This is a genomic window from Nostoc sp. LEGE 06077 (genome assembly GCF_015207705.1).
GTDB lineage: Bacteria > Cyanobacteriota > Cyanobacteriia > Cyanobacteriales > Nostocaceae > Nostoc_B.
The window spans coordinates 1-26,157 of the sequence record NZ_JADEWI010000022.1 but is presented as its reverse complement, the minus strand read 5'-3'; the positions used below and the strand labels follow the sequence as shown (position 1 = coordinate 26,157).

Sequence of the window (26,157 nt, the reverse complement as noted above, 5' to 3'; positions counted from 1 at the left end):
ATTTTTATATGTATATTGCTTATTTGAGTATTTCTGGGTTGAGTAAAGTACATCTTGAAAGAGTGCAAGAGGATGCATTTACTTTCGGTAAATAGATACAGCAGGGGATGGGTAACAGAGTTGACTGCAAATTTAAATGATTTTGGTGACTTTATTCCAAACTATCGTAGCGATCGCAGTCAAGCTTACAGTTATCATAAATCCACTAGAAATAAGTTTATAGTGTCAAAATTTTAGGTGTATAGTCTAGCCGTAAAATCACTTATAAGTCTTCTGAGGAGATGCTTTCGCGGCTACGGTGGTTGGCGGCTTGTAATAACAAAGACTCAGCAAATGCGATCGCTTCTATTGCAGATTTACCCCCGGCTAATTGCGCTAGTTCTTCCCGGCGAGTATTGATATTGTCTAAATAAGTGACTCGAACAACGGTACGCTGTTCTGTACTGCCGTTGTTTGTTTTTTTACCTTTACCTTGAGTAATAGTTTGCTTATCAACCCGGAAATGACGGTCAGCCATCGCAGCTACTAAAGGTTGGTGTGTGACACATAATACTTGATGGTTTTGACCGAGTTGGTGTAATTTTTCGGCGATCGCTTGGGCGACTCTCCCAGATACGCCAACGTCAATTTCATCAAATACCAATGTCTCGGCGGAGTCTGCTTGGGAAAAACAAGCTTTCAGCGCGAGTAAAAAGCGGCTCATTTCTCCGCCGGAAGCGATTTCTGTCAATGGTTGCAATGGTTCCCCAGGGTTAGGACTGAACACAAAGGTGATTTTATCTGCACCCGCCGCCGTGGGGACGATGGGGACTATCTCAACTTGGAATTGTACTTTTTCCATCGCCAGTGGTTTCAGTTCGGCGATCAACCGAGTTTCTAAGTTATTCGCCGTTTGACGGCGCAATTTAGTTAACTTTTGGCAAGCTTGGGTGAGTTTATCAAAACAAGTTTTTTCTTGCTGTTCCAGGCTTTCAATCGATTGTTCACTATCGTTGAGGTCGGCTAATTCTTGTTGGATGCGTTGGTAGTAGGCGATCGCTTCTGTGAGTGTCGGCCCGTACTTGCGGCAAATTTGCTTTAATTCTCGAATTCGTTCTTCTACTTCTTCTAATCGTTGCGGATCGGCTTCTAAACTGTCCCCGTAGGCGTTAATCTGTCGTCCTACTTCTACAACTGCGGTTTGGGCATCTCTCACCAGTTCTAATAATGATTGCAGTTGGCTATCATATTCCACCATGTCATTTAAGGTGGCTTCGCTATCTCCCAATAAGTCGGCGGCTGCTGGCGTATCCCCGTCGTTTTGATACAAAGCCTGATAAACTTTGTAACTCATCTGTTGTAAATCAACGACGTGATTTAAACGTTCCCGTTCTTGTGTGAGTTGTTCTAATTCTTGCGGTTCGCTGAGGTTGGCGGTTGTTAACTCTTGCACTTGATAAGTGAGCAAGTCAAGTTGTTGTAGGCGTTCCCGTTCGGAGGTGCGGCGTTTCTCTAAGGCGAGGTGGGCTTGTTGGTAAGCATGATAAGCTGTAGCAATGACTTGACGTTGTTTGATTAAAGCATCCCCACCATATACATCCAACCATTCCCGGACTTGGGCAGATTGTCCTACTTGGACAGTTTGACCTTGGGCTGTAATTTCTACGAGGCGATCGCGCAATCCTACCATGAGTTGCCGATTTACTAACACACCATTCACCCGCGATCGGCTGCGAATATTACTACCTGTGGCTGTAATTTCTCTACTGATAATTACTGAGTTATCGTCAATTAAATCTATTTCCTGCTCAGTTAACCAAGCGGTTAAAGGCTGATGAGATTGAAAAGTAGCTTCTACCATTGCGCGGCTTGTCCCAGTCCGAATTACTCGGCTAGAGACTTTACCACCCAAAGCCGCATCAATCGCATCTAAGATAATCGACTTTCCCGCGCCGGTTTCACCTGTTAAGACATTTAGCCCAACGCCAAATTCTAGTTCCAGTTGGTCAATCAGGGCAAAGTTTTCAATTCGCAAACTAAGCAGCATCAAGCTTCTCCCTTTTTAGTGCTGAGTGCTGAGTGCTGAGTGCTGAGTATGTTACTAGTAGTCAAAAGAATCTTAAAGTAAGTAGTGCCGTAGGCACTCATTGTCCTGACTCAGCAACGCCACTTGCTGCAACGGAGGGAACCTCCGCAACGCAGTGGCTCCTCAGCACTTTCTAATCAGCACTTACAATGGAACTAGTACGTCCACTTCAGTGTAGCAAACCTAGCTATTGCCTCTCCTGGTGTAAATAAATATTTTAAGCAGTAGTAGCCACAACATTCTTGTGCGGAAAATGCTAATTAAGCTGATCCCCAATATTAGGGATGTTGATAGCTAAACATATTGTTACAATACTTAACAAGTTCCATTCGACTGGTAGCTTTCTTCATGATGGTTAAGACACTTCCCCAAACTTCCCAAACGATTGAGGGCGAACTGCATAAAACTGAAGTCGTATCAGACAATGGTACACAAGCTTTGGTTGTGTATAAGAGTAGCCCGTCGTCCACTTCCCCAAGTCAGTTAATCAAAAACGCTGAGTACGAAGCCATAAAGTACAATCCTTTAGATGTGGCGGCGCATTATCAAAAGAGACCGCTACAAGTTTTGCAGCGAATTGCTACGGTATTGCAACCAACTTTAGCCTTTGCTTTTGGGGTGTGGTGGGACAGTAAACGGGGAAAAGTTGTTAAAAATGACCGTCGCCGTTCTGTGCAACTCAGAGAATTGTTGACACGACTGGGGCCTGCTTACATCAAAATAGGTCAAGCATTATCTACCAGGCCAGATTTAGTCCCGCCTGTTTATTTAGAAGAGTTAACTAAGTTACAAGACCAGTTACCGCCCTTCCCGAATGAAATTGCTTACCAGTTTATTGAAGAAGAACTAGGCGCACCACCAGAAGAAATTTATACCGAACTTTCAGTTGAACCAATTGCGGCGGCTTCCTTGGGACAAGTTTATAAAGGTAAACTCAAAACAGGTGAAGAAGTTGCCGTTAAAGTGCAGCGACCTGATTTAAGAGAAAAAATTACGATTGACTTATATATTTTGCGCCGCATCGCTGGTTGGGTACAGCAAAATTTCAAGCGGGTGCGGAGTGATTTAGTTGGAATTTTAGATGAATTAGGCGATCGCATTTTTGAAGAAATGGATTATATCCATGAAGGTGAAAATGCCGAGCGCTTTTTCCAATTATACGGTCATATTAAAGATATCTACGTACCGAAAATTTATTGGGAATATACCCATCGTCGCGTATTGACGATGGAATGGATTAACGGGACAAAATTAACCCAGACAGCCGAAATTACCGCCCAAGGGATAGATGCACGTTATTTAATTGAAGTAGGGGTGCAGTGTTCTCTGCGACAGCTATTAGAACATGGATTTTTCCACGCCGACCCGCACCCAGGTAATTTATTAGCCACACCGGATGGGAAATTAGCTTATCTCGACTTTGGGATGATGAGCGAGATTCAGCCGCCCCAACGATATGGTTTAATTGAGGCGATTGTCCACGTAGTTAACCGTGATTTTGAAGGTTTAGCGCAAGATTACGTCAAACTCGACTTTTTAACACCAGACACAGACCTTACACCAATTATCCCCGCATTTGCCAGAGTATTTGCTGATGCCCAAGGCGCTAGTGTAGCGGAACTCAACATTAAAAGCATCACCGATGAACTCTCAGCGTTGATGTATGAATATCCCTTCCGCGTTCCGCCTTACTACGCTTTAATTATTCGCTCTCTGGTAACACTCGAAGGAATTGCAATCTTTATCGATCCTAACTTCAAAGTTCTCAGCGAAGCTTACCCTTACGTTTCCAAAAGGTTACTAACTGACCCAGCGCCCCAATTAAGAACATCACTACGAGATTTACTGTTTAAAGAAGGCAAATTCCGCTGGAATCGCTTAGAAAATTTGTTACGCAACGCCCGTAATAATGAAGACTACGACTTGAACTTAGTCTTAAATCAAGGTTTAGATTTTCTCTCTTCCGAACGTGGTGCATTTATTCGTGACAGATTAGTCGATGAATTCGTCAACGGAGTTAATGCTTTAAGTAAAAATGTGCTGCACAACTTCACCTATTTACTACGAGAACGGGTAGGTTTAACAGCAGTCAACGAAACGCCAGCCGCAACAGTAGAACAACAACAAACCTTAGAACATATCAAGCAAATTTTGCAAATACTTCAAGAAACCCGTGGTTTTGACACCATGCAATTAGCTCCTCAATTAGCCCAATTGTTGGTTAATCCTGGTGTGCAGCGTTTGGGTCAGCAAATTGGGACGCGTTTATTACAGAAGTCTTTAGCACATCTAATTCGGGAGTTATTAGCAGCAGAAGATATTGATCAAATTAGGAAGCCAAGAGAAAGAGAAGGAGTTATTGTGCCAACTACTTGATGGCGATTAAAGTCAGGTGGGCAATACTGAAAAATCGATTAAGTCCTGATTTTTTATTTGTGATATTGCCCACTTGACAATTATTTAAAATGTGCAGAATAGCCAGTAGATTCAATTTTTTAATTTAAATTAGTATCGCACCAAGTGAGTTAATCACTTTATTCTTCCGATCTTGCGAGTAGTGCAGACTTCGCTTGTTTTGTGTAGTAACGCATTATATTCTCGTTGCCAAACGAGCTAGTGTATCTCTGTTAATTTGTATTCATCTATAGTGCTAAATTATTGGGAATTTCTCCGGTTTTTTTATCAAACCACAGGCTGATGTAGATACAAGATTTACTGAGTTTCCTAGTAGGTAAAGGTAACAAAAACTTTAGGAGACGCAATGTTTTACCACACCAAAAAATTACAGTATTTCAAACCCCCAGAAAAGCCTGATGCAGTCTACGCTATGAAGATTCAAGAACTGATTGGTGGCACTTTTGGTGAAATGACTGTGATGATGCAGTATCTGTTTCAGGGTTGGAACTGTCGCGGCCCAGCAAAATACAGAGATATGTTACTAGATGTGGGTACGGAAGAAATTGGTCACATCGAAATGTTAGCAACGATGATTGCCCACCTACTAGACAAAGCACCAGTTAAAGTCCAAGAAGAAGGCGCACAAGATGCTGTAGTGGGTGCGGTGATGGGTGGTACCAATCCACGCGAGGTGATTATGAACGCGGCGATGAACCCCCAGCACGCTATTGTTTCTGGTTTGGGTGCTACGCCATCTGATAGCGTTGGCTATCCCTGGAATGGTCGTTTTATCGTTTCTAGCGGCAATCTCTTGGCAGATTTCCGTTCTAATCTCCACGCCGAAAGTCAAGGACGTTTGCAAGCGGTACGATTGTACGAAATGTCAAACGACCCTGGTGTAAGAGATACCTTGAGTTTTATGATTGCTCGTGACACCATGCACCAAAATTTGTGGTTAGCAGCAATTGAAGATTTAGAAGCCTCTGGACTCGAAACTACTCCAGTACCTAGTTCTTTCCCTCTAGAACTAGAGAAACGCGAGTTTGCCTATCAGTTTTGGAATCACTCAGAAGGTACGGAAAGTTCTGAAGGTCGTTGGGCAAAAGGTGCTTCAATGGATGGCAAAGGAGAATTCCACTATGTTGCTCATCCCCAACCTCTAGGCCCAGAACCACAACCACCACAGCCAGATGTAATATTACACGGTACGCTCAAAACTCAATCTACACAAGGTAATGGTGCTAGTGGGGTTTCTGTAGTTGATACCACAGTGATCAAACGTTAGCGGAATTTTTCTAGGTTGAGTTACGCAAAGCGTAACTCAACCTACTTCTATGATTTCTTACGCTAAATGTTGCTGTACTTTAGCAACTAATTCATTTGTCCAATGTTGGGTAAGTTCGGCATCAGCGGCTTCAACCATGACTCTAATTACTGGTTCTGTACCGGAGGCGCGGACTAAGATTCTCCCAGTATCACCCATTGCGGCTTCGGCTAAGGCGATCGCATCTTGAACAGGTTGACAATCTTTCCAGCCCAAACGGCGATCGCGATCTACTACTCGTACATTCTTCAATAATTGGGGATAAGTCTGGAAGCTTTGGTCAACTAATTCGCTTAGAGAAACACCAGATTGTTTAACTAAGTTGGCGATATGCAAAGCTGTTAATAAGCCATCGCCAGTAAAGCCATAATGTCTACACAAAATATGCCCAGATTGTTCGCCGCCTAGCATTCCTCCAGTCCGCAGCATTTCGGCTTGCACATATTGATCACCGACAGCGGTACGAATTAATTTACCACCTTGTTGTTGCCATGCCCGTTCAAATCCTAAGTTGGCCATAACGGTGGAAACTATCAAGTTATCTGGTAGTTGTTGCTGTTGTTGCAGCTGGCGACCCCAGAGGTAAAGAATATAGTCGCCATTGATTTGTCTACCTGTATTATCTACAGCTAACACGCGATCGGCATCACCATCAAAGGCAAATCCGACATCAGCGTGATGTTCTTTGACTGCGGCTTGCAGAATATCCAGGTGGGTGGAACCACACTCAACGTTAATGCGATCGCCATCAGCTGCATTATGTAAGCAGATAACTTCTGCGCCCATTTCCATCAATACTTGTGGTGCTAACCCAACGGCTGCACCCCAAGCCAAATCTAAAACTATTTTCATTCCTTGCAGATTTCCGTTATTCTGCAAGGGTTGTTTCAATGCTTGGCTGTAATCTTCTACTAATTGCGGACGAGAATAATGTCTACCGCAACCCATCCCACCTGTAACTGCTAACTTACCACGCAATCCGGCTTCAATTTCTGCTTGTAAGGCTTGTGGTAACTTCGCACCATCCGCACCAAAAACTTTAATCCCGTTGTCTTCCGGTGGATTATGACTGGCAGAAATCATCACCCCCCCGATCGCCTCACTCATGCTGGTAAGATAGGCAACGCAAGGTGTAGGACATAACCCTAAATACCAAACTTCGATACCAGCTGCTGTTAGCCCAGCACTCAAAGCCATTGCCAACATATCGCTAGAATTACGAGAATCTTGCCCTAGAATTACTGGTCGTGTTTCACCTGCATGATTCCGTAAAACTACACCTGTCCAAAAACCTATTTGTAAAGCTAAAGGCGCATTCAGTAATTCTCCTACCTTTCCCCGAATCCCATCTGTACCAAACAGAGGCGTTGATGGTAATGATATCAAGCTAAATGCCAAATTCTCATCCAGTCCTGTTTCACAACTATGAGATTCTGTAACCGAAAGACCTCTTATATTGCCTTGAGTTCTAGTTATTGATGAAACCATAATATTAAATACCCCACACCGTAACACCAGAAAATATTACTTTACTCTTTAATTCAACCAATTCAAGTAGCCGTCATGAACATAGAGGCTAGAGTTTAGAGGTTAGTTCTTTACTCAGCACTCAACACCCAGAACTTTTATCTGTACTATATACTCGTTTTTCTTTGCAGGAATCTATTACCAATAGACTGGATTAAGTAAAAATCTCTAAAATTTTTCTGAGGTTTGTAAATTTTTTATACAGAAACTCCAGTAATCATCATCTTCGCCATAAATTTTACCCTTGGTCATGAGTGGAGTAGTTACTTTCCCGGAGTTCCATCCAGCTTTACAAAAGTAAACAATCTAATTGCTTAAAAATTTTTAATATAAATTCTCATCAAATAGTTCTAATGTAACTTTTTAATGACCTTTCTTAGCCGTTCGTAAATACGGAACCTCGGTATATCCTTTTAAAGGTGAAAAATTTTAGTATGAGCAGCAATTTAGCCAGCAAGTTGCGTGTCGGGACAAAAAAAGCCCACACAATGGCAGAAAATGTAGGTTTTGTCAAGTGCTTCTTAAAAGGAGTGGTAGAGAAGAATTCCTATCGGAAGCTAGTGGCTAACTTTTACTTCGTCTACTCGGCAATGGAAGAGGAGATGGACAAGCACCGCCAGCACCCAATTATTTCTAAAATTAATTTTCCCCAACTGCACCGCAAGCGAACTCTAGAGCAAGACCTGAGCTTTTATTATGGTGCTAACTGGCGCGAGCAAATCAAACTATCGCCAGCAGGTGAAGCTTATGTACAACGCATCCGCGAAATCTCGGCGACAGAACCAGAATTATTAATTGCTCATTCTTACACCCGTTATTTAGGTGACTTATCCGGAGGACAGATTCTCAAAAACATTGCTGTCACAGCGATGAATCTGCACGATAGCCAAGGAACAGCCTTCTATGAATTTGCCGACATTCCTGATGAAAAGGCATTCAAAGCTAATTATCGGCAAACATTAGATGAGTTACCCATTGATGATGCTACAGGCGATCGCATCGTGGAGGAAGCTAACGCTGCCTTTGGTACCAACATGAAAATGTTCCAAGAATTAGAAGGGAACTTGATTAAAGCGATCGGTATGATGTTATACAATAGCCTCACCCGCCGTCGCGCTCGTGGCAGCACCGAACTAGCAACAGCTGAGTAAATTTCTGTAAACTAATTTTAGTTACTTCTAGGGGCAATTTCCCTGGGGTCATCTTATCAAGGTAAGGCGATCGCAAGGAAGTTGCCCCTACTGCTGTCTGGAAATAGTGCTGAGTAAAAAGTCGTAAGGCTAAATGATTGAACAATGGCTAACAAAATTCCCGTTACTGTAATTACAGGCTTCTTAGGTAGTGGTAAAACCAGCCTAATTCGTCACCTGCTGCAAAACAACCAAGGTCGTCGCATCGCCGTTTTAGTCAACGAATTTGGCGAACTGGGTATTGATGGCGAACTGTTGAAATCTTGTCAAATCTGCCCCGAAGATGAAGATGGCGGGAGTAATATCTTTGAGTTAACCAATGGCTGTCTCTGCTGCACTGTGCAGGAAGAGTTTTATCCCACAATGCAAGAGTTAATCAAACGCCGAGATAGCATTGACTGTATTGTCATAGAAACTTCGGGTTTGGCTTTACCTAAACCCCTAATTAAAGCCTTTCGTTGGCAAGAAATTCGCAACGCTGCAACCGTAGATGCAGTAATTACCGTGGTAGATTGTGCAGCCGTCGCCGCTGGCACATTTGCCAGTGATTTAGAAGCGATCGCCACCCAACGCCAAGCAGATGATAGCCTAGAACACGAAACACCATTGCAAGAGTTATTTGAAGACCAACTCGCCTGTGCAGACTTAGTGGTATTGAGTAAAACTGACTTAGTAGATGCAGCCGCGAAAGCCCAAGTCGAAGAATTAGTCAAACAAGAACTGCCCAGAGTGGTAAAAATGGTAGAGAGCGATCGCGGTCAAATCGATCCATCTGTATTATTAGGATTACAAGCCGCCGTCGAAGACAACTTAGATAGCCGTCCCAGCCATCACGACAGCGAAGAAGACCACGACCACGACGACGAAATCACCTCAACCCACGTCATTTTAGACCGCGCCTTTGACCCAGAACAACTCCAACAACAGTTGCAAAATCTCGTCAACCAACAAGAAATTTACCGCATTAAAGGCTTTGTCTCAGTTCCCAATAAACCCATGCGCCTAGTTATGCAAGGCGTAGGAAACCGCTTTGATAAATTTTATGACCGTCCTTGGCAAGCAACAGAAGCCAGACAAACCCGCTTAGTGTTTATCGGTCGTGATTTGAACTCAACAGAAATAGAATCCCAACTTGTCGCTTTGTAGGTTATTCTACTTTTGCTATTGATAAGGCGTTGCACTTTGAACTTGCATAACGTAGGCGGTCAAGATGCCCACTCACAAGAGTTTAATCTAATTTAGATATGCAAACTAACCGTTTTTTAGCTGAGTAAACCAAGGTTATTAGGACATCAGTAAATGATCAAACCTATAACCTGCAATCTGTAACCTATCACCTGCTATTCTTTTTATGACAATCTCGCAATTATTTGACATTGCCAATCTATTTGTTTTACCTTTTTGGGCGTTGATTATTCTCCTGCCTAACTGGAAAGTTACCCGGCGAATTATGGAATCATACATTCCATTTTTGCCCTTAGCTGGAGCATATTTGTATTTATTCATTACCAGTATCACTCCAGAAAATGCCCAAGCTTTATCTAATCCTCAACTAGCGGATATTGCGCGATTTTTTGCCGATGAAACAGCCGCAGCAACAGGTTGGATTCATTTTTTAGTGATGGATTTGTTTGTTGGCAGATTTATCTATTGGGAAGGTCAAAAAACCGGAGTTTGGACAATTCATTCCCTATTTCTTTGTTTGTTTGCTGGGCCGATGGGACTACTTTCTCACATCCTAACTTACTGGATTACCAAAGCAATTTCTCCCAACTTTCCAGCTAGTGAAGCAGCTAAATTACCAGAACAAGCTGTCTCATCTCCTGGTAATTAATGAGAATTTAAATAATATTGATTGATAGGTAATCTACAAGTAATCCTTGCTCTTGGAGTCCTAAATCATTCGTGAATAACAAGATACCCGACTTATTAAATAAGTCGGGTATTTGGGCTAATTGATTATGCAAAATTAAATTATCAAGATGATGTAGGGGGAATTAATTGAGTAGTTTTAGCAACACTGTCCCACACTATCCAAGCGCAGGAACTATCTACATCATCTGCATTATTTGTCACCTTAAAATAGATTTTTTCTCCACCTTTGATTTCAATGGCAAAATCAGCATTTTGAGCATAAACAACTTTGAAGCCTCTGTCACGTAAGCAATACATTGCCCAAGCTTTCAAAGATTGCTTATATGGTTCGTGGGGAATAGGTGGTTTAGTAAGTGTGGCTTCAATGAGTTGAAATATCTGCATTGCCATAGAAGAAGGAAATATCAGGAGAATAAATTTTAGAGACGAACTCAGTAATTAGCACTCGGTACTTTCCTTTCAGGTTGAGGATCACAACGAATTTCAATCATAAAACCATCGGGGTCATAAAAGTACACACCTTTACCTGTAGGACGAGTAACTGGGCCATGAGCGATCGCTATTTTATTTTCCTCCAAAACAGCTAGTGCTGTCTCAAATAATCGCGCATCTATATCAAAAGCTAGATGATACGCTCTTGTAAAACTCTGTTCTGGGTCTGGGTGGGGTGGATTGAGATCAGGTGTCCAAAATAAGTCTAAAATTACGCCGTCGGGAGTCACAAAGTTGGCGACTTTCCCTTCAGCGACAAGTTCCACTAGGGTTGCGGGTACTTGCTTACCTGTCAATTCATGCAAGCCTAAAACAATACCATAAAAGTGACGCGAAGCCTGCATATCTTTGACATTGAGAGCAATGTGATGCACTTTCCGCAAATGTCCAGGAGCAAGGATACTTTTCATACAGCAGTTAGATAAAAGGGCAGAATAAATTTCCTTACTAAGATAGAAGTTGAACTCTTAAACAGAGTTTATTGTAAATTATTATGGCTTTTGATTATTCTTTAGCATTTACCAAAATAGATTTTCGCCAACACCCTGAATTATATCGCGTTGGTAAAGGTGAACAGGGTGTACTTTTGGTAGAACCCTATAAATCAGAAATTCTCCCCTATTGGCGCTTCAAAACACCAGAAATTGCTAGAGAGTCGAGTGAAAAAATCTATCAGCTTTTTCTAGGGTATTTAGAACAGGAAGATTTTGTGGGAGCAGATATGGCGCGGAAGTTTATCCAGATGGGTTATACTCGTTCTCGCCGTTACGCTAATCATAAAAGCGGACGAAAATACAAACAAACTTCCAAAGAAGGAAGTTCTGAAAAAGAAATATTACCATTCGATGTAGACCCAATCAAAGCAGAATCAGCCGCTATTTTTAAAACTAAATGGGTTGAAGCAAAGACAAATCCCAAATATCTCCAGCTTTTAGCCAAGCATAAACAAATGTATGAAACTTGCTAGATGACAAACTATAAATTATCTGCGATATTCGTCGCCACAGTCGCCAATTATCTGATATAGATCGCGGGATTTTTGGGAGATTTGATCAAGGCGATCGCAGTCTTGTTGCTCTAAACTAAAATTAAATACTTTGGCGTTATTTTCAATATGTTCCGATACACCTAGTCTTGCGCCAACAATCACACCTCCCACTGCTGGTTTAGCTAAAATGTAACGTACCGCCACATTAGGAATACTGACACTATATTTATCAGCAATTTCTTTGAGTGTCGCCAGCAATTCCTGAAATAATCGCCAACCACCCCAAGCATCAATCATATTTTTGTATTTGCGTAAGCTGGCTGTGGCTAAATCAAAGTTTTTTGGTTCCGGCTGACCTAAATATTTTTCTGATAAGAAACCGCCACAAACTGTACCATAAGTAAATAGTTTAATATCATGCTGCTGGCAAAATTCCACCATTCCCACTTCTGGACGACGGTCAACTACAGAAAATTGCACTTGATTAGAAACAATTTTAATCCCTGCATTGACGATAATTTGTAAGTGTTTGGTGTCAAAATTCGTCAAAGCTAAATGCTTAATTTTTCCCTCAGTTTGCAATTCAGCCATAAATTGGAGAGCATCTAGATAATTTTTATCTTCATACTCCCACCAATGGAATTGCATTAAATCTAATGATTCAACATTCATTCGCCGCAAAGCAATATTAATATTGTCCTCAACCACTTTTTTCGTCATTTTGCGAGGACGGGGAACCCATTTTGTGAAAGCTTGTAAGTTAGCTAAAGCTGCTTGACCTCTATTCGCAAGTAGTTGATGGCGAAATTCACCAATAAAGTCTTCCGCCGGGCCATAATGGTCGGCTAAATCCCAGGTAGTAAAACCTGCATCCATATATTGAAACATGGCGGGAATTGCGGTTTTAGGATTAATCTGTCCATGTGCGCCAGATACTTGCCACATTCCGTTTAATATCCGACAAATGTTTAAATCAGGAGTAAGTTGAAGACGACTGTCTGTAGGTAGCACCATATAGTTTAATTTTGAGTTATTTATTTAACGCCAGTCTTTTGCAGCTTGTTCCAGAACGTAAGCCGCAACATCTTGAATTTGTTGTTCAGTGAGGCGGTCTTTATAAGCAGACATATTACTTTTACCATTGGTGACAATGGATGTAATTGCCTCAATAGAATCCATATTATATTTCTTCAGTGCTTGCTTTTTTAAATTCTTGCCCCGTCTGATGATATTACTACCATTGATATGACAGCCAGCACAATGGACGCTAAATATTTCTGAGCCATTAGATATTTCGTTTGCACTAGCCGGTAAGGTAAAAGTGGTGGTAGATAACAAGAGAATTAAACATACTAATTGCATGATTTTTAGCAAGTTAATTCTTATGAGCCGGATTTGTGCTTTAGCGTTAATCATTTTTCTATCTTAACTAGAAATTAAAACTCATCTTCTCACAAGAATGTACATAGTGATACACGATATTTTCTATGTAAATAAAAGCGCCGCTGTCCGCAGATAAATGCCCCCATGTTTTATTTTCTATCTAAAGGAAGTGCCTATTCCTCATGAAATAGGTCACAATTTTAAGTGTGGCATCATACTTAAACTAAATAATTTATCCAAATTAGCTAAATACCCAGAGTTGAAAATGGTTAGAAATATCAAAGAACAAATTCAAACTGACTTGAAACAAGCTAAAGAAACTGGTCAGTTACGGACTGAACGAGTTAGAGAAATTGTCAAAGCAGCAGTTTCGCAAGTTGGTTCTGAGTTTAAAGAAGGTTCCATCGAACTGCGTGGACTTGTCAGAGATGCGGTTTCTGCTGTTATTGAAAGCCTTCAAGAAAGAGGTGGCGAAATTAAAGAAGAAGTGACAGCTTCTATTGAAGGTGCTTTAGAAGGTGCTAATCGGAAAAGACACGAAAATATTATTCAAACTCAATCAGAACTCCAAAGGTTGCAAGCTCAACTAGATAGTGAAGAAGAAAAGCTTCAGCAAGATGTAGATGGGATATTAGCAGAAATTCAAGAACCAGGTGTAGGAAAAACTACTGACACCACCAGCATCATTGACTCGGCTGTTACCGCCATCAAAGATAGTGATGAAGTTTCTTTGTTAAAAAAACGTTATGCACAATTGCAAGCACAATTAGCCATTGTCCGAGCTAATTTAGCTGCGCGTTATGGCGGACGTTCGGAAGAAGTGCAAAATTATCTCAATGATGCCAAAACTTGGTATAACCAAGCTCGTCCCCAAGCGGAAGTTTTAGCGACACAGGTATCACAGAAGCGATCGCAGTTAGAAGATAAACTAGGAGAAGCAGGTACAGCGATAGCTCGCAAAGAACTCCAACTCAAACAAACCTTACGCGAGTTACTCCTCGCAACTGCTGATTTGTTTAAAGACAAAGAACCAGCAGATAAAAACTAATCATTCCTGAATAATCAAAATACCCGATTTATTCAATAAGTCGGGTATCTGAGCGAGCAAAATTTCGTTAGCAACATACTCATACAGTAGCTATTTTCCCTTAGTCATATCCATAACAGCATTCACTGTAAGTTCAGGGAGAATACCTAAACTTGGTAGCAAGTCTACTCCGGCAAAGACTATTGGTAGGTCATCTCCTTGCCAAACCCATATTTGCTGACGAGTAATATCGATTAACCAAGCTAGTTGCGTTCCATTACTGAGACAATGGAGAATCTTGTTTTGTAAGTCTAAAGTGCTTTGGTCAGGTGAGCGAATTTCAATTAACCAATCTGGCGCTCCATTAAATGGCCCATCCTCATCGCCAAGGCGCTCGCCAGCAATGATAGCAATATCTGGGACTGGTGAGTAAGGTGGTACAATGCAACGTAGCTCCTGCACCGCTTCAAATTTATCAGTGCGATCGTTAATATAATTGACTAGATTACGTTGCAGTCGGGAGTGAAACAGAGTTGGCATTGTTTTTTGAACAACTCGCCCATCAATTAATTCCCACGCAGGCGAAGCCTCAATCTTAGGTTGAGCCAAAAACTCTGCCAGTGACATCCTCGTAACTGACTGGGGCATATCTTTTGACAAACTTTATTCTGCACGGACTCTGATTATATTGCATATTTTATGTGCAATCAACATAATTTACTACGGCTATATAAACATTAATCAAAAACATAATAAAAAGGGTAGATTATATAAATCTACCCTTAATTTTTTGTCCTTATTGAGAGAGGTTTATGCCGAATTTGTGTCAAATCCCTTGCCTAAGTTAAAGCCTAGTTTTAGTAAGTTCCACTATTCAATGCTTCTTCTCTCTTAGCCACTACCCAAAGTGCATGAATACTACCAGGAAGCCAACCAAGTAAGGTGAGCAGAATATTAATTACTAAAGTAGGGCCAACACCAACTGTCATAAAAACGCCTAAAGGAGGCACGACAAGAGCTAGAAGAAAACGAAATAATTTCATAGATTTGCTGTTACTTTTTCAATTTGATTAATTCACATTGTCCAGAATTAACTTAACTACCAACTCTGTCCCAGGCATTATGTTAATTCTGTATGACTTTTCCAAAGGATAATACTTGTACTATTGCTGAGGATTGCCTTGAGGTAATTCACCTGGAGTTGAAGTGTTACCAGTTAAAGCCACGTTTCTTTCAGCAAAATAGTTGCCAATGAAGGTGTTAGCCAAAGATAGAACAACTGGGCCGAGAATAAAAGCGAGAATTCCATGAGCGCTAAACCCAGGTACTAAAAATGCTGCTAATGCAAAACAGATACCGTTAACAACCAGAGAAAATGCGCCGAAGGTGACAAGGTTTAAAGGTAAAGATAGAGTAGAGAGAACTGGCTTTACTGAACTATTAATTAAGCCAATTGCTAAAGCAGCAATTAAAGCAGAGGGAAAATTTGCAATATTCACACCAGGCACAACTAAATCAACAATTAGTAAGCTTAGTGCTGTAGCTAGAGTTATCAGAAATGTTCCCAACATTTTTTTTACCTAAAATTTCAGTGATAGTTTGTTTGAATGTCTTTCTACTATCATGAACAATGTGGGAAGATTTACCCTCTCTTGCAAGATAGATTCTGCTTCTACCAATTGACCTATTTTGCCAGAACTTCAAGCAATTAGCTGAAAATTTATGAGAGGATAGTTTTATTTGAGACTTGTATATTCCCCTCAATATAAGCCACTTTCACCCTACTGTTATGGAGAATGGTACAAGATATCTTCAGACTTCACACTTTATACTTTAGCCTTGTTGTCCTAGCCCCTAATCCCTATTTTTACCACCAGTTACTGCCTTTGCCCTCACATTGTTGCTTTGTTACATAATGACGGTAGCGAAACATCGCTTCTAGTTGAGTTTGAATTAGCCAACCACTGACAAATTCAACCGTATCTCCCCCTGGCATAGAGTAAGAAATCGCATCTGTTAATCTAGTTTTGCCATCTTCTAGCTGAAATTCGTGCCGATGTACCCAAGTTTCAAAGGGGCCGGATATCTGTTCATCCACAAATAGGCGATATTGTTCACATTCTGTGTGACGCGCTAACCAAGTTAAAGGTACTAACCCTAGAAACAAACGAAACTCTGTGATAGCACCTACTTGCAGTCCTCCCTCCCGCCGAATTACTTTGACTGGTTGCCAAGGTGGAGTTAGCATTTGCAGAATATCTGGCCTTTCATGAAATTGCCAAACTACTTCTATTGGCGCATTAATTAACGATGAATGGTTGAAGTGCAGCATGAACAGCAATAAAAAATGATGGAAACAGATAGATTGACACAACTTAAATGCAGAAAGCTATTCTAAATCCAAATAGTATTAGCCTTCGTCGTATTCGGTATCAATTTCAATATCTAGAGTATCTTCATCAATCCGCACATACAAAATATTGGGGTTACAGCAAACTTGACAGTCTTCAACATAAGATTGTTGTCCCCCAGCACTCCAGTCAATAAAAGTTAAGTTCGGTTCGCCGCAAAAGGCGCAGTAATACTCAGCAGTTGTTTGCATTCAATTTTTGGCTAGGAATTTAAGGGCTGTAGTTCTTTGGGGGCTGAACGGAAATGACTGGTAGCCTCATCCAAATGCTTTAGTAGTGTAGACTGCGGTAGCGGCCCTTGCAAGTGGCTCCAAGGCAAGACTTGAGATGTTGACCAAGTATTATGGACGTAGAAATCTAAATTGGGGATTTGCCCTTTAAGTTGCTTGAAAGCACGTTTGTAACTACCCAAGGAGTCGCCAAAGTCGCGGGTAAGTTCCAAAAGTTGAGATAATCGGCGATCGCCTCTGGATAACAAAGCCTGTATGATAGACCAGTTATAACTTTCTGGACGAAAATCTATCCCCTGGGGTTTGAGTTGTTTTTGTAAAAGCTGCAACCGTTTTTCTGCTTGACGATTTACCCCAAACCATTGAAATGGTGTATGGGATTTGGGGACAAAAGTACTACAGCCAAAGCTTAATCGCAGTCCTAGCGCAGCTTTTTTGATACTCCGCATCATCGCCACAGTCGCCTCTAAATCTTCCGCCTCTTCACCGGGAATACCCACCATCCCGTAGAGTTTTAAGGCTGAGAGTCCGCCAGCTTTGGCATTTATCGCCGCTTGGATGATTTCATCATTTTGCAACTTTTTGTTGATGATTTGCCGCAGTTGATCGGAACCACTTTCTACAGCAATGGTAAGCGATCGCGTGTCACGTTTTGCCAAAGTTTCTGCCAACTGCACCGTTACCGTATTAGTTCTCACAGAAGCAATACTCAACCGTACATCATCATATTTCGGCTGACTAAGATAATTTAATAACTCCTCAAATTCAGGATGTTGTGTCACAGAAGCGCCCAATAATCCTAGGCGATTTGTTACTTTTAACCCGCGTTCAATCGCTGGCATTAATGAACCTTCGAGGCTGGCTGTTCTAAATGGTAAAGTCAGATAACTTGCCAAACAAAAGCGGCACATTTCTGGACAACTCCGCACCACCTCCACCATATAAATATTTTCCCAAGCAGCCTTTTCTGTGACAACTGTTGAGGCTGATAAAGTATTTCCACGATAAGTTTGCTTCTGCACAATAGCCGGAATTTCTGAATCAATCGGCTTAATTGACTTTACTTCACCATCTGGTGTGTGATATTCCACCACATACAAACTTGGAACATAAATCCCCGGTACTTGTGCCAATCTTTTTAGCTGAGTTTGTCTATCAGCATTTCTTACTTCTTTGTAAGCTGCAATAAAATCACCCAGCAGATTTTCCCCATCTCCTAACAAAATGACATCAAAAAAATCAGCAAAAGGTTCAGGATTAGCTGTCAGCACTGGGCCGCCACCAAAAATGATAGGCTGATTCTCAGCACGCAAATTTGCCCTAATTGGAATATCCAAAGATTCCAGCAAATTTAAAATATTCACATAATCCAATTCCCAAGAAATCGAAAACCCCACAATTTCCGGCTGTCTAGGAAGTTGTTCATGAATATCAGTAAATAGACGACTCACCTGCACATCATCGCGCATTGCTAAAGTTGCCCAAACCACCTGATAGCCAAGGCTAGTAATACCCACACTGTACTCATTAGGAAAAGCAAAAATTAAAGGTATCGCATCAGTATCAGGAGTAGTAGGAGTAAATAAAAGACGTTCCGCAGCAAATACAGATGATGTCATTGCAAAATAATTCGTAATTGTTGATTTTTGATAATTTCTTTAAGATTTACTGCTTGATGATTAATCAGTTTCATCTATATTTTTAGAGCCGAAAATTGAACAAAGACTCTGCCTAACTTTGTTTTGAAAAGTTTGCTCAACAGCGGGAACCCGACGACATTTGCTACAAGTAGGCAAAGCCGCCCAAAGCAGTGGCTCAACTTTTTGCTGTCTTTACCTCTGCGTTTAAAAGTAAATTTCTCAGAGGATATTTGAAAAGTCCCTGGCAATGTATCAAATACTTTTAGATCCCCCTAAGTCCCCCTTAAAAAGGGGGATTTTAATTCAGTTCCCCCCTTTTTTAAGGGGGGTTAGGGGGGATAAATAAGTGCTTAAAATTACAGCTAACTACTTTTAAAACAACCTCTAAGCCTTATCTAGTATAACCTAACAAAATCTAGCAATTAATTCCTCACCAGTAGTTTCTGTGCGATGCCTCCGGCAACCTGATACGGCAACGCAAAAGGAGTCAGTTTTTCCGAAATAGTCACATTTAAATAAGTCTTGAGAAAATTGAGCGAGAAATGGCAAATCCCTCTTAGCTTGGGTGCTAAGAGGGATTGTGGGGATTGGGGATTTTTTGAGTGCTAGGTTAAATTACTTGCTTTCTTAACTGCTTGCTTTAACTCTTCAAATGTAATACTACCGTCTTCGTCTGAATCATACTGTACTATCAACTCTTGGGGGCTACTGGTATTTGTTTGTGATGAGATGACTGCACTTAAGCCAGGACTTAAAAAAAGCTCATTAATGGAGACTTTGCCATCTTGATCGCGATCTAAAGTATTAAAAAGAGATTGAAGCTCTTGCTCGGTTGTCATAAGTTTCTATCTGAATTAATCTTTTATTTTAAGATTTCCAAATTAAACAAACTTATATCTTGAGAGTTAGAAATAGGTATCGCTGGGGCTGAGATTAGTGGAATGGTGTGCATGGTGTCTTGCCCCGGCTGAACGAGTGCAGGAGTTATTGCATCAACTATGTGCGATCCTCTATGCTATTTTATTCCGCGATCGCCCGTACTGTATTATGTACTTTATCAAAATCCTGACAAGCTGGATTATCGTAACAGGACTTACGCAACGCCGATATTGTGATTGCCTGAAATGCTTTATGGGAAAGAACAAGCGATCGCTAACTCCGCGTGTTGTAGTAATGTAGCTTTATCTAAAGCATGGACAATATATTGCGGTGTCTGTGCTAGTAGATTTTCAATTCTCTGCCTAGCTGCGGTCACTACCTCTTTCTTTAAGTTACCGTTACTGAGAGCATCAGCAAAATCTCCCGCCATGTAATAAGTGCGTTCCAAAGACGATGAATTGATATTCCGCGACAAAATAAACAAGTCACACCCAGCATTAAAGGCGCGGGCGACGGTTCCGCTTTGGGTAAACCTATCGGAGATTGCTTTCATATCCAAGTCATCAGAGACAACTACACCCTCAAACCCTAGTTCATCACGAAGGATATTTTTCAGAATCGGTTGCGAAATAGTCGCCGGTACATCTGGGTCAATTTGGGGAAATAAAATGTGAGTTGTCATAATTAAGGGAATTTGAGCATCAATCAAAGCTTTGAAAGGTATCAGTTCCCGATCGCGCAAATCTTGTACAGTTAAATTCAGTACTGGTAATTCAAAATGAGAATCTGTACTGGTGTCTCCATGTCCTGGAAAATGCTTGGCGCATCCTAAAATACCGGAATCTTGCAGCCCTAAATAATATGCCAACGCTCCTTTTGCTGCGGTTTCTGGTGTGTTACCAAAGGCACGCGGCCCAATTACCGGGTTATGCGGATTAGAGTAAATATCAGCAGCAGGCGACCAAGATACGTTAATGCCCAGTGATTTTAACTCTCTGGCTGTGGCTTTTGCTACTTCCCTAGCTTGCGATCGCAACAACGCTGCATAGGGAAATCTCGTAATTGGTAAGGGTGTACGGACTACACGCCCACCTTCATGATCTAAAGTCATGAACATCGAATCGCGTTCTGCATATTCACGAATTTGGTCTATGAGTTCTTGAAAGCTGGCTAACCAAACCTGATAAGGAACACCATCTATAAAGTTTTTCGCAAAAAATATCACCCCAACTGGTTTTAATTCACTGAGCGCCCGTTTATCATCATCACTTAATTTTGTGCCGGAAATACCGAGAATCAGATGATTTCCGAATAGTTCTAGCTCCCGTGATACTGGCATAATTTATTACCTATAGTTATTGTTTAAATTTGCTCATAGAGGCTAGAGAATAGATGTTTTGATTGTCTCATGGTTATCTAGATTGATAGCTAATTACTTAGTCAGAAAAATTACTTTTTTGTTTCTATTTTCTAGTCCCTTTTTGTTCCTAGTCTCTAGTCCCTAAATCCCTTCTAGCAGAAGTTTTTAGGTAAGCGATCGCACAATTACTGCCAAATGTAACGGTTTGCAACGTATAATGAGAACGGCAAAACCATTAAGAAATATTGAACAACAGTAGGTGTAAATGCGAGTAGCGATCGCTGGCGCTGGTCTAGCAGGACTTTCCTGCGCGAAATATCTTATAGACGCAGGTCACACTCCCATTGTCTTAGAGCGTCGGGACGTATTGGGTGGCCTTGTAGCGGCATGGAAAGACTCTGACGGCGACTGGTACGAAACCGGGTTACACGCCTTCTTTGGGGCATACCCCAATATGCTGCAATTGCTCAAGGAGTTAGGCATTCAAGACCGCCTCCAGTGGAAAGAGCATACACTAATTTTTAATCAACCAGAAAAACCCGGAACACTCTCACGGTTTGATGTTCCCGATATTCCCTCTCCGTTTAACATTATTGCCTCGATTCTTCGCAACAACGATATGTTGACTTGGGAGCAAAAAATTAGGTTCGCTATCGGCCTGCTTCCAGCCATTGTGCGCGGTCAAAAATATGTCGAGGAGATGGACAAGTACAGCTTTGCCGAGTGGTTGAAAAGACAAGGTATTGGGGAACGAGTAGCCAGTGACGTATTTATTGCTGCTTCTAAAGCCCTCACCTTTATCAACCCCGATGAAGTATCATCCACAATTTTATTAACTGCCTTAAATCGCTTTTTGCAAGAGCGATATGGCTCCAAAATCGCCTTTTTGGATGGTTCACCCACCGAAAGATTATGTCAACCAATCGTTGATTACATTACCGCAGGTGGCGGCCAAGTGCGGCTAAACGCGCCCCTAAAACAAATTGTCCTCAACCCCGATGGGACAGTCAAAGAATTTTTGCTGCGCGGGTTAAATGGCGAACCAGATGAAGTTGTGACGGCAGACTTTTACGTATCAGCCATGTCAGTTGATGCCTTAAAAGTTATGTTGCCAGAACCTTGGCAGCAAATAGACTGCTTCCAAAAGCTAGAAGGCTTAGAAGGTGTGCCGGTAATTAACCTCCATCTCTGGTTTGATCGAAAATTAACCGACATTGATCAACTACTTTTTTCGCGATCGCCCCTCCTCAGCGTTTATGCTGATATGAGCAACACTTGTCGAGAATATGCTAACCCAGATCGCTCAATGCTGGAATTAGTTCTGGCTCCTGCTAAAGATTGGATTAGCAAATCTGACGAGGAAATTATTGCTGCAACTATGACAGAGTTGGAAAAACTCTTACCCGAACACTTTGGGCAAGAGAATCCAGCCAAACTGTTGAAATCTCATGTAGTGAAAACGCCGCGTTCAGTTTACAAAGCGACTCCTGGTCGCCAACAGTACCGTCCTCCCCAAAAAACTCCCATCGCCAATTTCTTTCTCAGCGGGAGTTACACCATGCAACGCTATCTAGGCAGTATGGAAGGGGCCGTACTTTCTGGTAAGCTAACAGCGCAGGCGATTTGTGAATCGCTGCCAGAGGCCAGTGCCTCAAACCTACAAACGCTAACCCGAACGCCTGCAACGAATGCTGCAACTGCCTGATTCCCCCCCGCGCATGAAAACGCTGGTCTCTGTAGACGAGTCATACAAACTTTGTCGGCAACTTATCGCCAAGTACTCCGCAACTTTCTACCTGAGTACTTTGCTTTTGAGTAAAGAAAAACGCCCTGCTGTTTGGGCTATTTATGCTTGGTGTCGCCGTACAGATGAACTAGTGGATGGCCCTGCATCTGCTCTTACCACACCAGAAACCCTAGATCAATGGGAGCAGCAGCTAGAATCAATTTTTGCTGGACACCCAGTCGAAAATTATGATGTAGCTTTGGTTGATACGGTGCAACGCTTTCCGATGGACATTCAGCCCTTTCGGGACATGATTGCTGGACAACGAATGGACTTATACCGCAGTCGCTACGAAACTTTTGAGGAATTGTACCTCTATTGTTATCGGGTGGCTGGGACTGTCGGTTTGATGTCAACTGCAATTATGGGGTTGGATAACACCAGCAATACAGCACCGTGGAACCGTGAACAACCCTGTTATATTCCCACTCAAGAAGAAATTGCTCTAGGAATCGCTAAACAACTGACCAACATCTTAAGAGATGTGGGAGAAGATGCCAGGCGGGGGCGAATTTATCTGCCGTTAGAAGACTTGGCAAGATTTAACTACACCGAACAAGACTTGCTCCAGGGTGTCATAGATGACCGCTGGCGTTCTCTCATGCGCTTTCAAATTGCACGGGCAGAACAATTTTATCGCAAGGCAGAAAGAGGTATTGCTTATCTATCTCCTGATGCGCGGTTGCCAGTTTGGGCAGCATTGATGCACTACAGCGGCATTTTAAATGTCATTGAACGCAACGATTATGATGTGTTCAATCAGCGAGCCTACGTCCCCCAATGGCGAAAGTTATCTACTTTACCTGTGGCATGGATGCGATCGCAAGTTCTGTAAAATTTAGTCAATAGTCAACAGCAAAATTAATAACTATTGACTATTGATGAAAAACTGCTAATATAGATATTCGTGACCCTGGAGAGGTGGCTGAGTGGTCGAAAGCGGCAGATTGCTAATCTGTTGTACGGCAGGCAACTCCGTACCGAGGGTTCGAATCCCTCCCTCTCCGTTTTCCATCAGTACATTCCACTCAGTACTGAAAATCATTAAACAAATATTAATATCAATGTCGGCATTAACACAGATACTCCTCATGGTAGATGTTATCATTTAACATTTGGAGTCTGTTAAGATCAAGCTAACCTGAAACATAGTTTGAATCCTACTTTCAGACTCCTGAATATCAGAGGAGTGAAAGTAAATTATGCCAAGAATTACTACTGCCCTAGCCTTGAGTGTAGCTACCATAGCCACAGGCTTTTTCACCGCAGCTTGCAATAATACCAACACTAGCAATACCACCAGTACTAATTCCCCAGCAGCGACCTCAACCACTACAACCAGTAGTACTGATGGGTTAAAAATTGGAACGCTACTACCAACAACTGGTGACTTAGCTTCCATCGGACAGCAAATGGTAGGATCTGTACCTTTGCTAGTGGATACCGTTAACGCCTGTGGTGGAGTCAATGGTAAAAACGTCACACTCGTACAAGTAGACGACCAAACCGACCCCAAAGCTGGTGCGGCTGGGATGACTAAACTGGCAACACTAGATAAAGTTGGAGGAGTAGTTGGCTCTTTTGCTAGTAGTGTTTCCACAGCAGCGGTTTCTGTGGCTGTACCTAATAAAGTTATGTTGGTGTCTCCTGGTAGCACCAGTCCCGTATTTACAGATAAAGCGAAAAAAGGCGACTTTAAAGGCTTTTGGGCGCGGACTGCACCCCCAGATACGTATCAAGCACTGGCGTTAGCTCAATTAGCTAATAAAAAAGGTTTTAAACGCGTCTCCACAGTTGTCATTAACAACGATTATGGTGTGGGTTTTGAAAAAGCATTTGTCGAAACTTTTGAAAAATTAGGCGGTACTGTAGTTAATAAAAATAACCCAGTGCGTTATGACCCCAAAGCCCAGACCTTTGACACCGAAGCCGCAGCGGCATTTGCGGGTAAGCCAGATGCCGTAGTCGCTGTACTTTATGCTGAAACAGGTAGTCTCCTGTTAAAAGCTGCCTATCAACAAGGTTTGACCAAGGGAGTACAAGTTCTGCTCACTGATGGCGTGAAATCACCCACCTTCCCAGAACAAGTAGGTAAAGGTAGCGATGGCAAATTTATCTTAACCGGGGCGCTAGGTACTGTACCTGGTTCCGATGGTAAAGCTTTAGAAGCTTTTAACAAGTTGTGGAAGGAGAAAAAAGGTGGTTCACCTGGAGAATACGCACCCCAAGCCTGGGATGCTGCTGCATTGCTAGTCTTGGCAGCACAAGCCGCTAAAGACAACACAGGTGTGGGCATTTCCAGTAAAATTCGGGAAGTTGCGGCTGGCTCAGGTACAGAAGTTACTGATGTCTGTGAAGGGTTAAAGTTACTCCAAGAAGGTAAAACGATTAACTACCAAGGTGCTAGTGGCAACGTAGATGTTGATGCTAACGGTGATGTCCTTGGTGTCTATGATGTTTGGAGTGTAGGAGATGATGGCAAGATTAGCGTGATAGATAAAGTTACACCTAAATAGCAAAGTGCTGTTAGCGGTAGCGGGGCGTTCAGCCCGTGCTGAGATGCGTAGGTTGGGTAGAACGAAGTGAAACCCAACATCTACAAGGTTTTAAGGCGTTGGGTTTCGTCCCTCAACCCAACCTACATCTGTAGCGATCATTCTTCAAATTGGTATAAGCTCAGTGACTACGGCTATAAAAAGGCAAAAGAAAAAATTCTTTTGCCTTTTGCGTTTGTACTTTTAACTTCAGTAATCAGAAGCCGCTGAAGTTGTAACCAACTCCTACCAATAAACCCACCTCAGTTCGGTCAAAAAATCCTGCATTTACAGATGCTGTGGCTGTAAATTGAGTGTTGAGGGGTACATCAATCCCACCAGATACTAAGAAAGCCACTTGTGAATCATCGCCAGTGTTAATAGCTGCACCAACACCTAAATAGGGCGCTATGGGTAAAGGCTCAGTAAATTCGTCTTGTTTGTTGTAAAGAAAAATCGTAGGTGACGGGAATCAAAATTGTCGTGTTGTCGCCAAATATGGCTGAAGGTCTAATAGAGAAGGCATTTGTGAATCCAATCTTACTCAGAACGGCAAAGTTGCCATCACCTAAAGATGTATCACCGCCACTTAAGCCAATATTAGCGCCAATACCAATATAACCTCTACCGCCACGAGTGCGTCTACCAACATTCACAACATTTGATTGGGCAACTTTTTTGACCTCTGGCGGTTGAGTCGTAACTTCAACAGACTGATGTAAGAGTGCGGCTGATGAGGTGGCGACTGTTCCCGGAATCGGCGTGAGGATTGAACTAGTAGATTCCTGGGTGTCAGCACTGGCAAACTGTTGAGATGTAGTTGATTCTGAGGATATTGTGATGATAGAAGAATCCGTGAACTGTTGAGTATTTGCCGTGTCTATTGTCTGGGCTATAGCCGAAAAACTACAAGTCAAGACAGTAAGTAGAACGAGGCGAAAAAACCAAACTATGTAAAGATAAGTAAATACGTACAATGCGTCTACAAAGGTAACAGCAATATGGGTAGCCGTTTAAGGGTATTTCTGACTAGAGAGCAAGATAAAACT

The 26,157-nt window shown here is 42.0% G+C and carries 26 protein-coding genes and 1 tRNA gene; 11 read left to right on the top strand and 16 right to left on the bottom strand.

Annotation, left to right across the window (positions count from 1 at the left end):
* Positions 1-262: 262 nt before the first annotated feature.
* Entirely contained in the window at positions 263-2,026 is a 1,764-nt protein-coding gene (gene recN / locus IQ244_RS15835) for a DNA repair protein RecN (RefSeq protein ID WP_193895679.1), read from the bottom strand.
* A 387-nt stretch (positions 2,027-2,413) separates the two neighbouring features.
* On the opposite strand from recN, the gene IQ244_RS15830 reads away from it, so the two are divergent.
* Together IQ244_RS15830 and IQ244_RS15825 are read left to right on the top strand one after the other, a co-directional pair.
* Positions 2,414-4,441: an ABC1 kinase family protein gene (locus tag IQ244_RS15830; RefSeq protein ID WP_193895677.1), complete on the top strand. Its 2,028-nt coding sequence runs from the start codon at positions 2,414-2,416 to the stop codon at positions 4,439-4,441.
* A 385-nt stretch (positions 4,442-4,826) separates the two neighbouring features.
* On the top strand, positions 4,827-5,747 hold the full coding sequence (locus tag IQ244_RS15825; RefSeq protein WP_193895675.1) for a manganese catalase family protein: 921 nt from the start codon (positions 4,827-4,829) through the stop codon (positions 5,745-5,747).
* 57 nt (positions 5,748-5,804) lie between these two features.
* Here the strand turns inward: IQ244_RS15825 and glmM are convergent, their stop codons facing one another.
* Complete coding sequence (gene glmM / locus IQ244_RS15820) at positions 5,805-7,274, bottom strand: phosphoglucosamine mutase (RefSeq protein ID WP_193895672.1); 1,470 nt, start codon at positions 7,272-7,274, stop codon at positions 5,805-5,807.
* A gap of 473 nt (positions 7,275-7,747) precedes the next feature.
* On the opposite strand from glmM, the gene IQ244_RS15815 reads away from it, so the two are divergent.
* From IQ244_RS15815 to IQ244_RS15805, 3 genes are all read left to right on the top strand, one after another.
* Positions 7,748-8,464 carry a heme oxygenase (biliverdin-producing) gene (locus IQ244_RS15815; RefSeq protein WP_193895670.1) on the top strand — a complete coding sequence of 239 codons (717 nt, stop codon included), beginning with the start codon at positions 7,748-7,750 and terminating at the stop codon, positions 8,462-8,464.
* A 144-nt stretch (positions 8,465-8,608) separates the two neighbouring features.
* Positions 8,609-9,649 (top strand): cobalamin biosynthesis protein CobW, encoded by a 1,041-nt coding sequence (gene cobW / locus IQ244_RS15810; protein WP_193895668.1) that lies wholly within the window; start codon positions 8,609-8,611, stop codon positions 9,647-9,649.
* Between the two features lie 205 nt (positions 9,650-9,854).
* A complete protein-coding gene (locus IQ244_RS15805) occupies positions 9,855-10,337 on the top strand; it encodes an ABA4-like family protein (protein WP_193895666.1) in 483 nt (160 codons plus the stop codon).
* Between the two features lie 143 nt (positions 10,338-10,480).
* Here the strand turns inward: IQ244_RS15805 and IQ244_RS15800 are convergent, their stop codons facing one another.
* Positions 10,481-10,762, bottom strand: a complete 282-nt coding sequence (locus IQ244_RS15800; protein WP_193895664.1) for a hypothetical protein — start codon at positions 10,760-10,762, stop codon at positions 10,481-10,483.
* Between the two features lie 47 nt (positions 10,763-10,809).
* A complete protein-coding gene (locus IQ244_RS15795; RefSeq protein WP_193895662.1) occupies positions 10,810-11,280 on the bottom strand; it encodes a VOC family protein in 471 nt (156 codons plus the stop codon).
* 83 nt (positions 11,281-11,363) lie between these two features.
* Between IQ244_RS15795 and IQ244_RS15790 the strand changes: the two genes are divergently transcribed.
* Positions 11,364-11,837, top strand: a complete 474-nt coding sequence (locus IQ244_RS15790) for a DUF4385 domain-containing protein (RefSeq protein ID WP_193895660.1) — start codon at positions 11,364-11,366, stop codon at positions 11,835-11,837.
* 15 nt (positions 11,838-11,852) lie between these two features.
* Here IQ244_RS15790 and IQ244_RS15785 read toward each other — a convergent pair whose 3' ends face one another.
* Together IQ244_RS15785 and petJ are read right to left on the bottom strand one after the other, a co-directional pair.
* On the bottom strand, positions 11,853-12,872 hold the full coding sequence (locus tag IQ244_RS15785) for an aldo/keto reductase (protein ID WP_193895658.1): 1,020 nt from the start codon (positions 12,870-12,872) through the stop codon (positions 11,853-11,855).
* Between the two features lie 24 nt (positions 12,873-12,896).
* Positions 12,897-13,220, bottom strand: coding sequence for a cytochrome c6 PetJ (gene petJ, locus IQ244_RS15780; protein ID WP_416209780.1), 324 nt, complete (start codon positions 13,218-13,220; stop codon positions 12,897-12,899).
* A gap of 286 nt (positions 13,221-13,506) precedes the next feature.
* Here petJ and IQ244_RS15775 point away from each other — a divergent pair, with 286 nt between their 5' ends.
* A complete protein-coding gene (locus tag IQ244_RS15775; protein ID WP_193895656.1) occupies positions 13,507-14,289 on the top strand; it encodes a histidine kinase in 783 nt (260 codons plus the stop codon).
* Between the two features lie 90 nt (positions 14,290-14,379).
* Here the strand turns inward: IQ244_RS15775 and IQ244_RS15770 are convergent, their stop codons facing one another.
* The 8 genes from IQ244_RS15770 to IQ244_RS15735 all read right to left on the bottom strand — a co-directional run bounded on the left by IQ244_RS15770 (position 14,380) and on the right by IQ244_RS15735 (position 20,767).
* On the bottom strand, positions 14,380-14,895 hold the full coding sequence (locus tag IQ244_RS15770) for a Uma2 family endonuclease (protein ID WP_228058947.1): 516 nt from the start codon (positions 14,893-14,895) through the stop codon (positions 14,380-14,382).
* Positions 14,896-15,125: 230 nt separating this feature from the next.
* Entirely contained in the window at positions 15,126-15,311 is a 186-nt protein-coding gene (locus IQ244_RS15765) for a YqaE/Pmp3 family membrane protein (RefSeq protein ID WP_193895655.1), read from the bottom strand.
* A gap of 120 nt (positions 15,312-15,431) precedes the next feature.
* Positions 15,432-15,839, bottom strand: coding sequence for a phage holin family protein (locus tag IQ244_RS15760; protein ID WP_193895653.1), 408 nt, complete (start codon positions 15,837-15,839; stop codon positions 15,432-15,434).
* Between the two features lie 296 nt (positions 15,840-16,135).
* Positions 16,136-16,600 (bottom strand): SRPBCC family protein, encoded by a 465-nt coding sequence (locus IQ244_RS15755; RefSeq protein ID WP_193895650.1) that lies wholly within the window; start codon positions 16,598-16,600, stop codon positions 16,136-16,138.
* Positions 16,601-16,678: 78 nt separating this feature from the next.
* A complete protein-coding gene (locus tag IQ244_RS15750; RefSeq protein WP_193895648.1) occupies positions 16,679-16,870 on the bottom strand; it encodes a CPXCG motif-containing cysteine-rich protein in 192 nt (63 codons plus the stop codon).
* Positions 16,871-16,881: 11 nt separating this feature from the next.
* Positions 16,882-18,528 (bottom strand): B12-binding domain-containing radical SAM protein, encoded by a 1,647-nt coding sequence (locus tag IQ244_RS15745; RefSeq protein ID WP_193895646.1) that lies wholly within the window; start codon positions 18,526-18,528, stop codon positions 16,882-16,884.
* A 626-nt stretch (positions 18,529-19,154) separates the two neighbouring features.
* Positions 19,155-19,388: an EF-hand domain-containing protein gene (locus IQ244_RS15740; RefSeq protein ID WP_193895644.1), complete on the bottom strand. Its 234-nt coding sequence runs from the start codon at positions 19,386-19,388 to the stop codon at positions 19,155-19,157.
* A 290-nt stretch (positions 19,389-19,678) separates the two neighbouring features.
* Positions 19,679-20,767 carry a glycoside hydrolase family 3 N-terminal domain-containing protein gene (locus tag IQ244_RS15735; RefSeq protein ID WP_193895642.1) on the bottom strand — a complete coding sequence of 363 codons (1,089 nt, stop codon included), beginning with the start codon at positions 20,765-20,767 and terminating at the stop codon, positions 19,679-19,681.
* Positions 20,768-21,053: 286 nt separating this feature from the next.
* On the opposite strand from IQ244_RS15735, the gene pds reads away from it, so the two are divergent.
* From pds to IQ244_RS15715, 4 genes are all read left to right on the top strand, one after another.
* Positions 21,054-22,493, top strand: a complete 1,440-nt coding sequence (gene pds, locus IQ244_RS15730; RefSeq protein ID WP_193895640.1) for a 15-cis-phytoene desaturase — start codon at positions 21,054-21,056, stop codon at positions 22,491-22,493.
* Entirely contained in the window at positions 22,477-23,409 is a 933-nt protein-coding gene (crtB, locus tag IQ244_RS15725) for a 15-cis-phytoene synthase CrtB (RefSeq protein ID WP_193895638.1), read from the top strand. The genes pds and crtB overlap by 17 nt, the downstream gene beginning before the upstream one ends.
* An 80-nt stretch (positions 23,410-23,489) precedes the next feature.
* Positions 23,490-23,581 (top strand) — tRNA-Ser (locus IQ244_RS15720).
* 195 nt (positions 23,582-23,776) lie between these two features.
* A complete protein-coding gene (locus tag IQ244_RS15715) occupies positions 23,777-25,090 on the top strand; it encodes an ABC transporter substrate-binding protein (protein ID WP_193895636.1) in 1,314 nt (437 codons plus the stop codon).
* Between the two features lie 235 nt (positions 25,091-25,325).
* On the opposite strand, the gene IQ244_RS33240 is transcribed toward IQ244_RS15715, so the two are convergent.
* Both IQ244_RS33240 and IQ244_RS15710 read right to left on the bottom strand, forming a co-directional pair.
* On the bottom strand, positions 25,326-25,466 hold the full coding sequence (locus IQ244_RS33240) for a hypothetical protein (RefSeq protein WP_322746072.1): 141 nt from the start codon (positions 25,464-25,466) through the stop codon (positions 25,326-25,328).
* 64 nt (positions 25,467-25,530) lie between these two features.
* On the bottom strand, positions 25,531-26,025 hold the full coding sequence (locus IQ244_RS15710; RefSeq protein WP_322746071.1) for a hypothetical protein: 495 nt from the start codon (positions 26,023-26,025) through the stop codon (positions 25,531-25,533).
* Between the last annotated feature and the right edge of the window lie 132 nt (positions 26,026-26,157).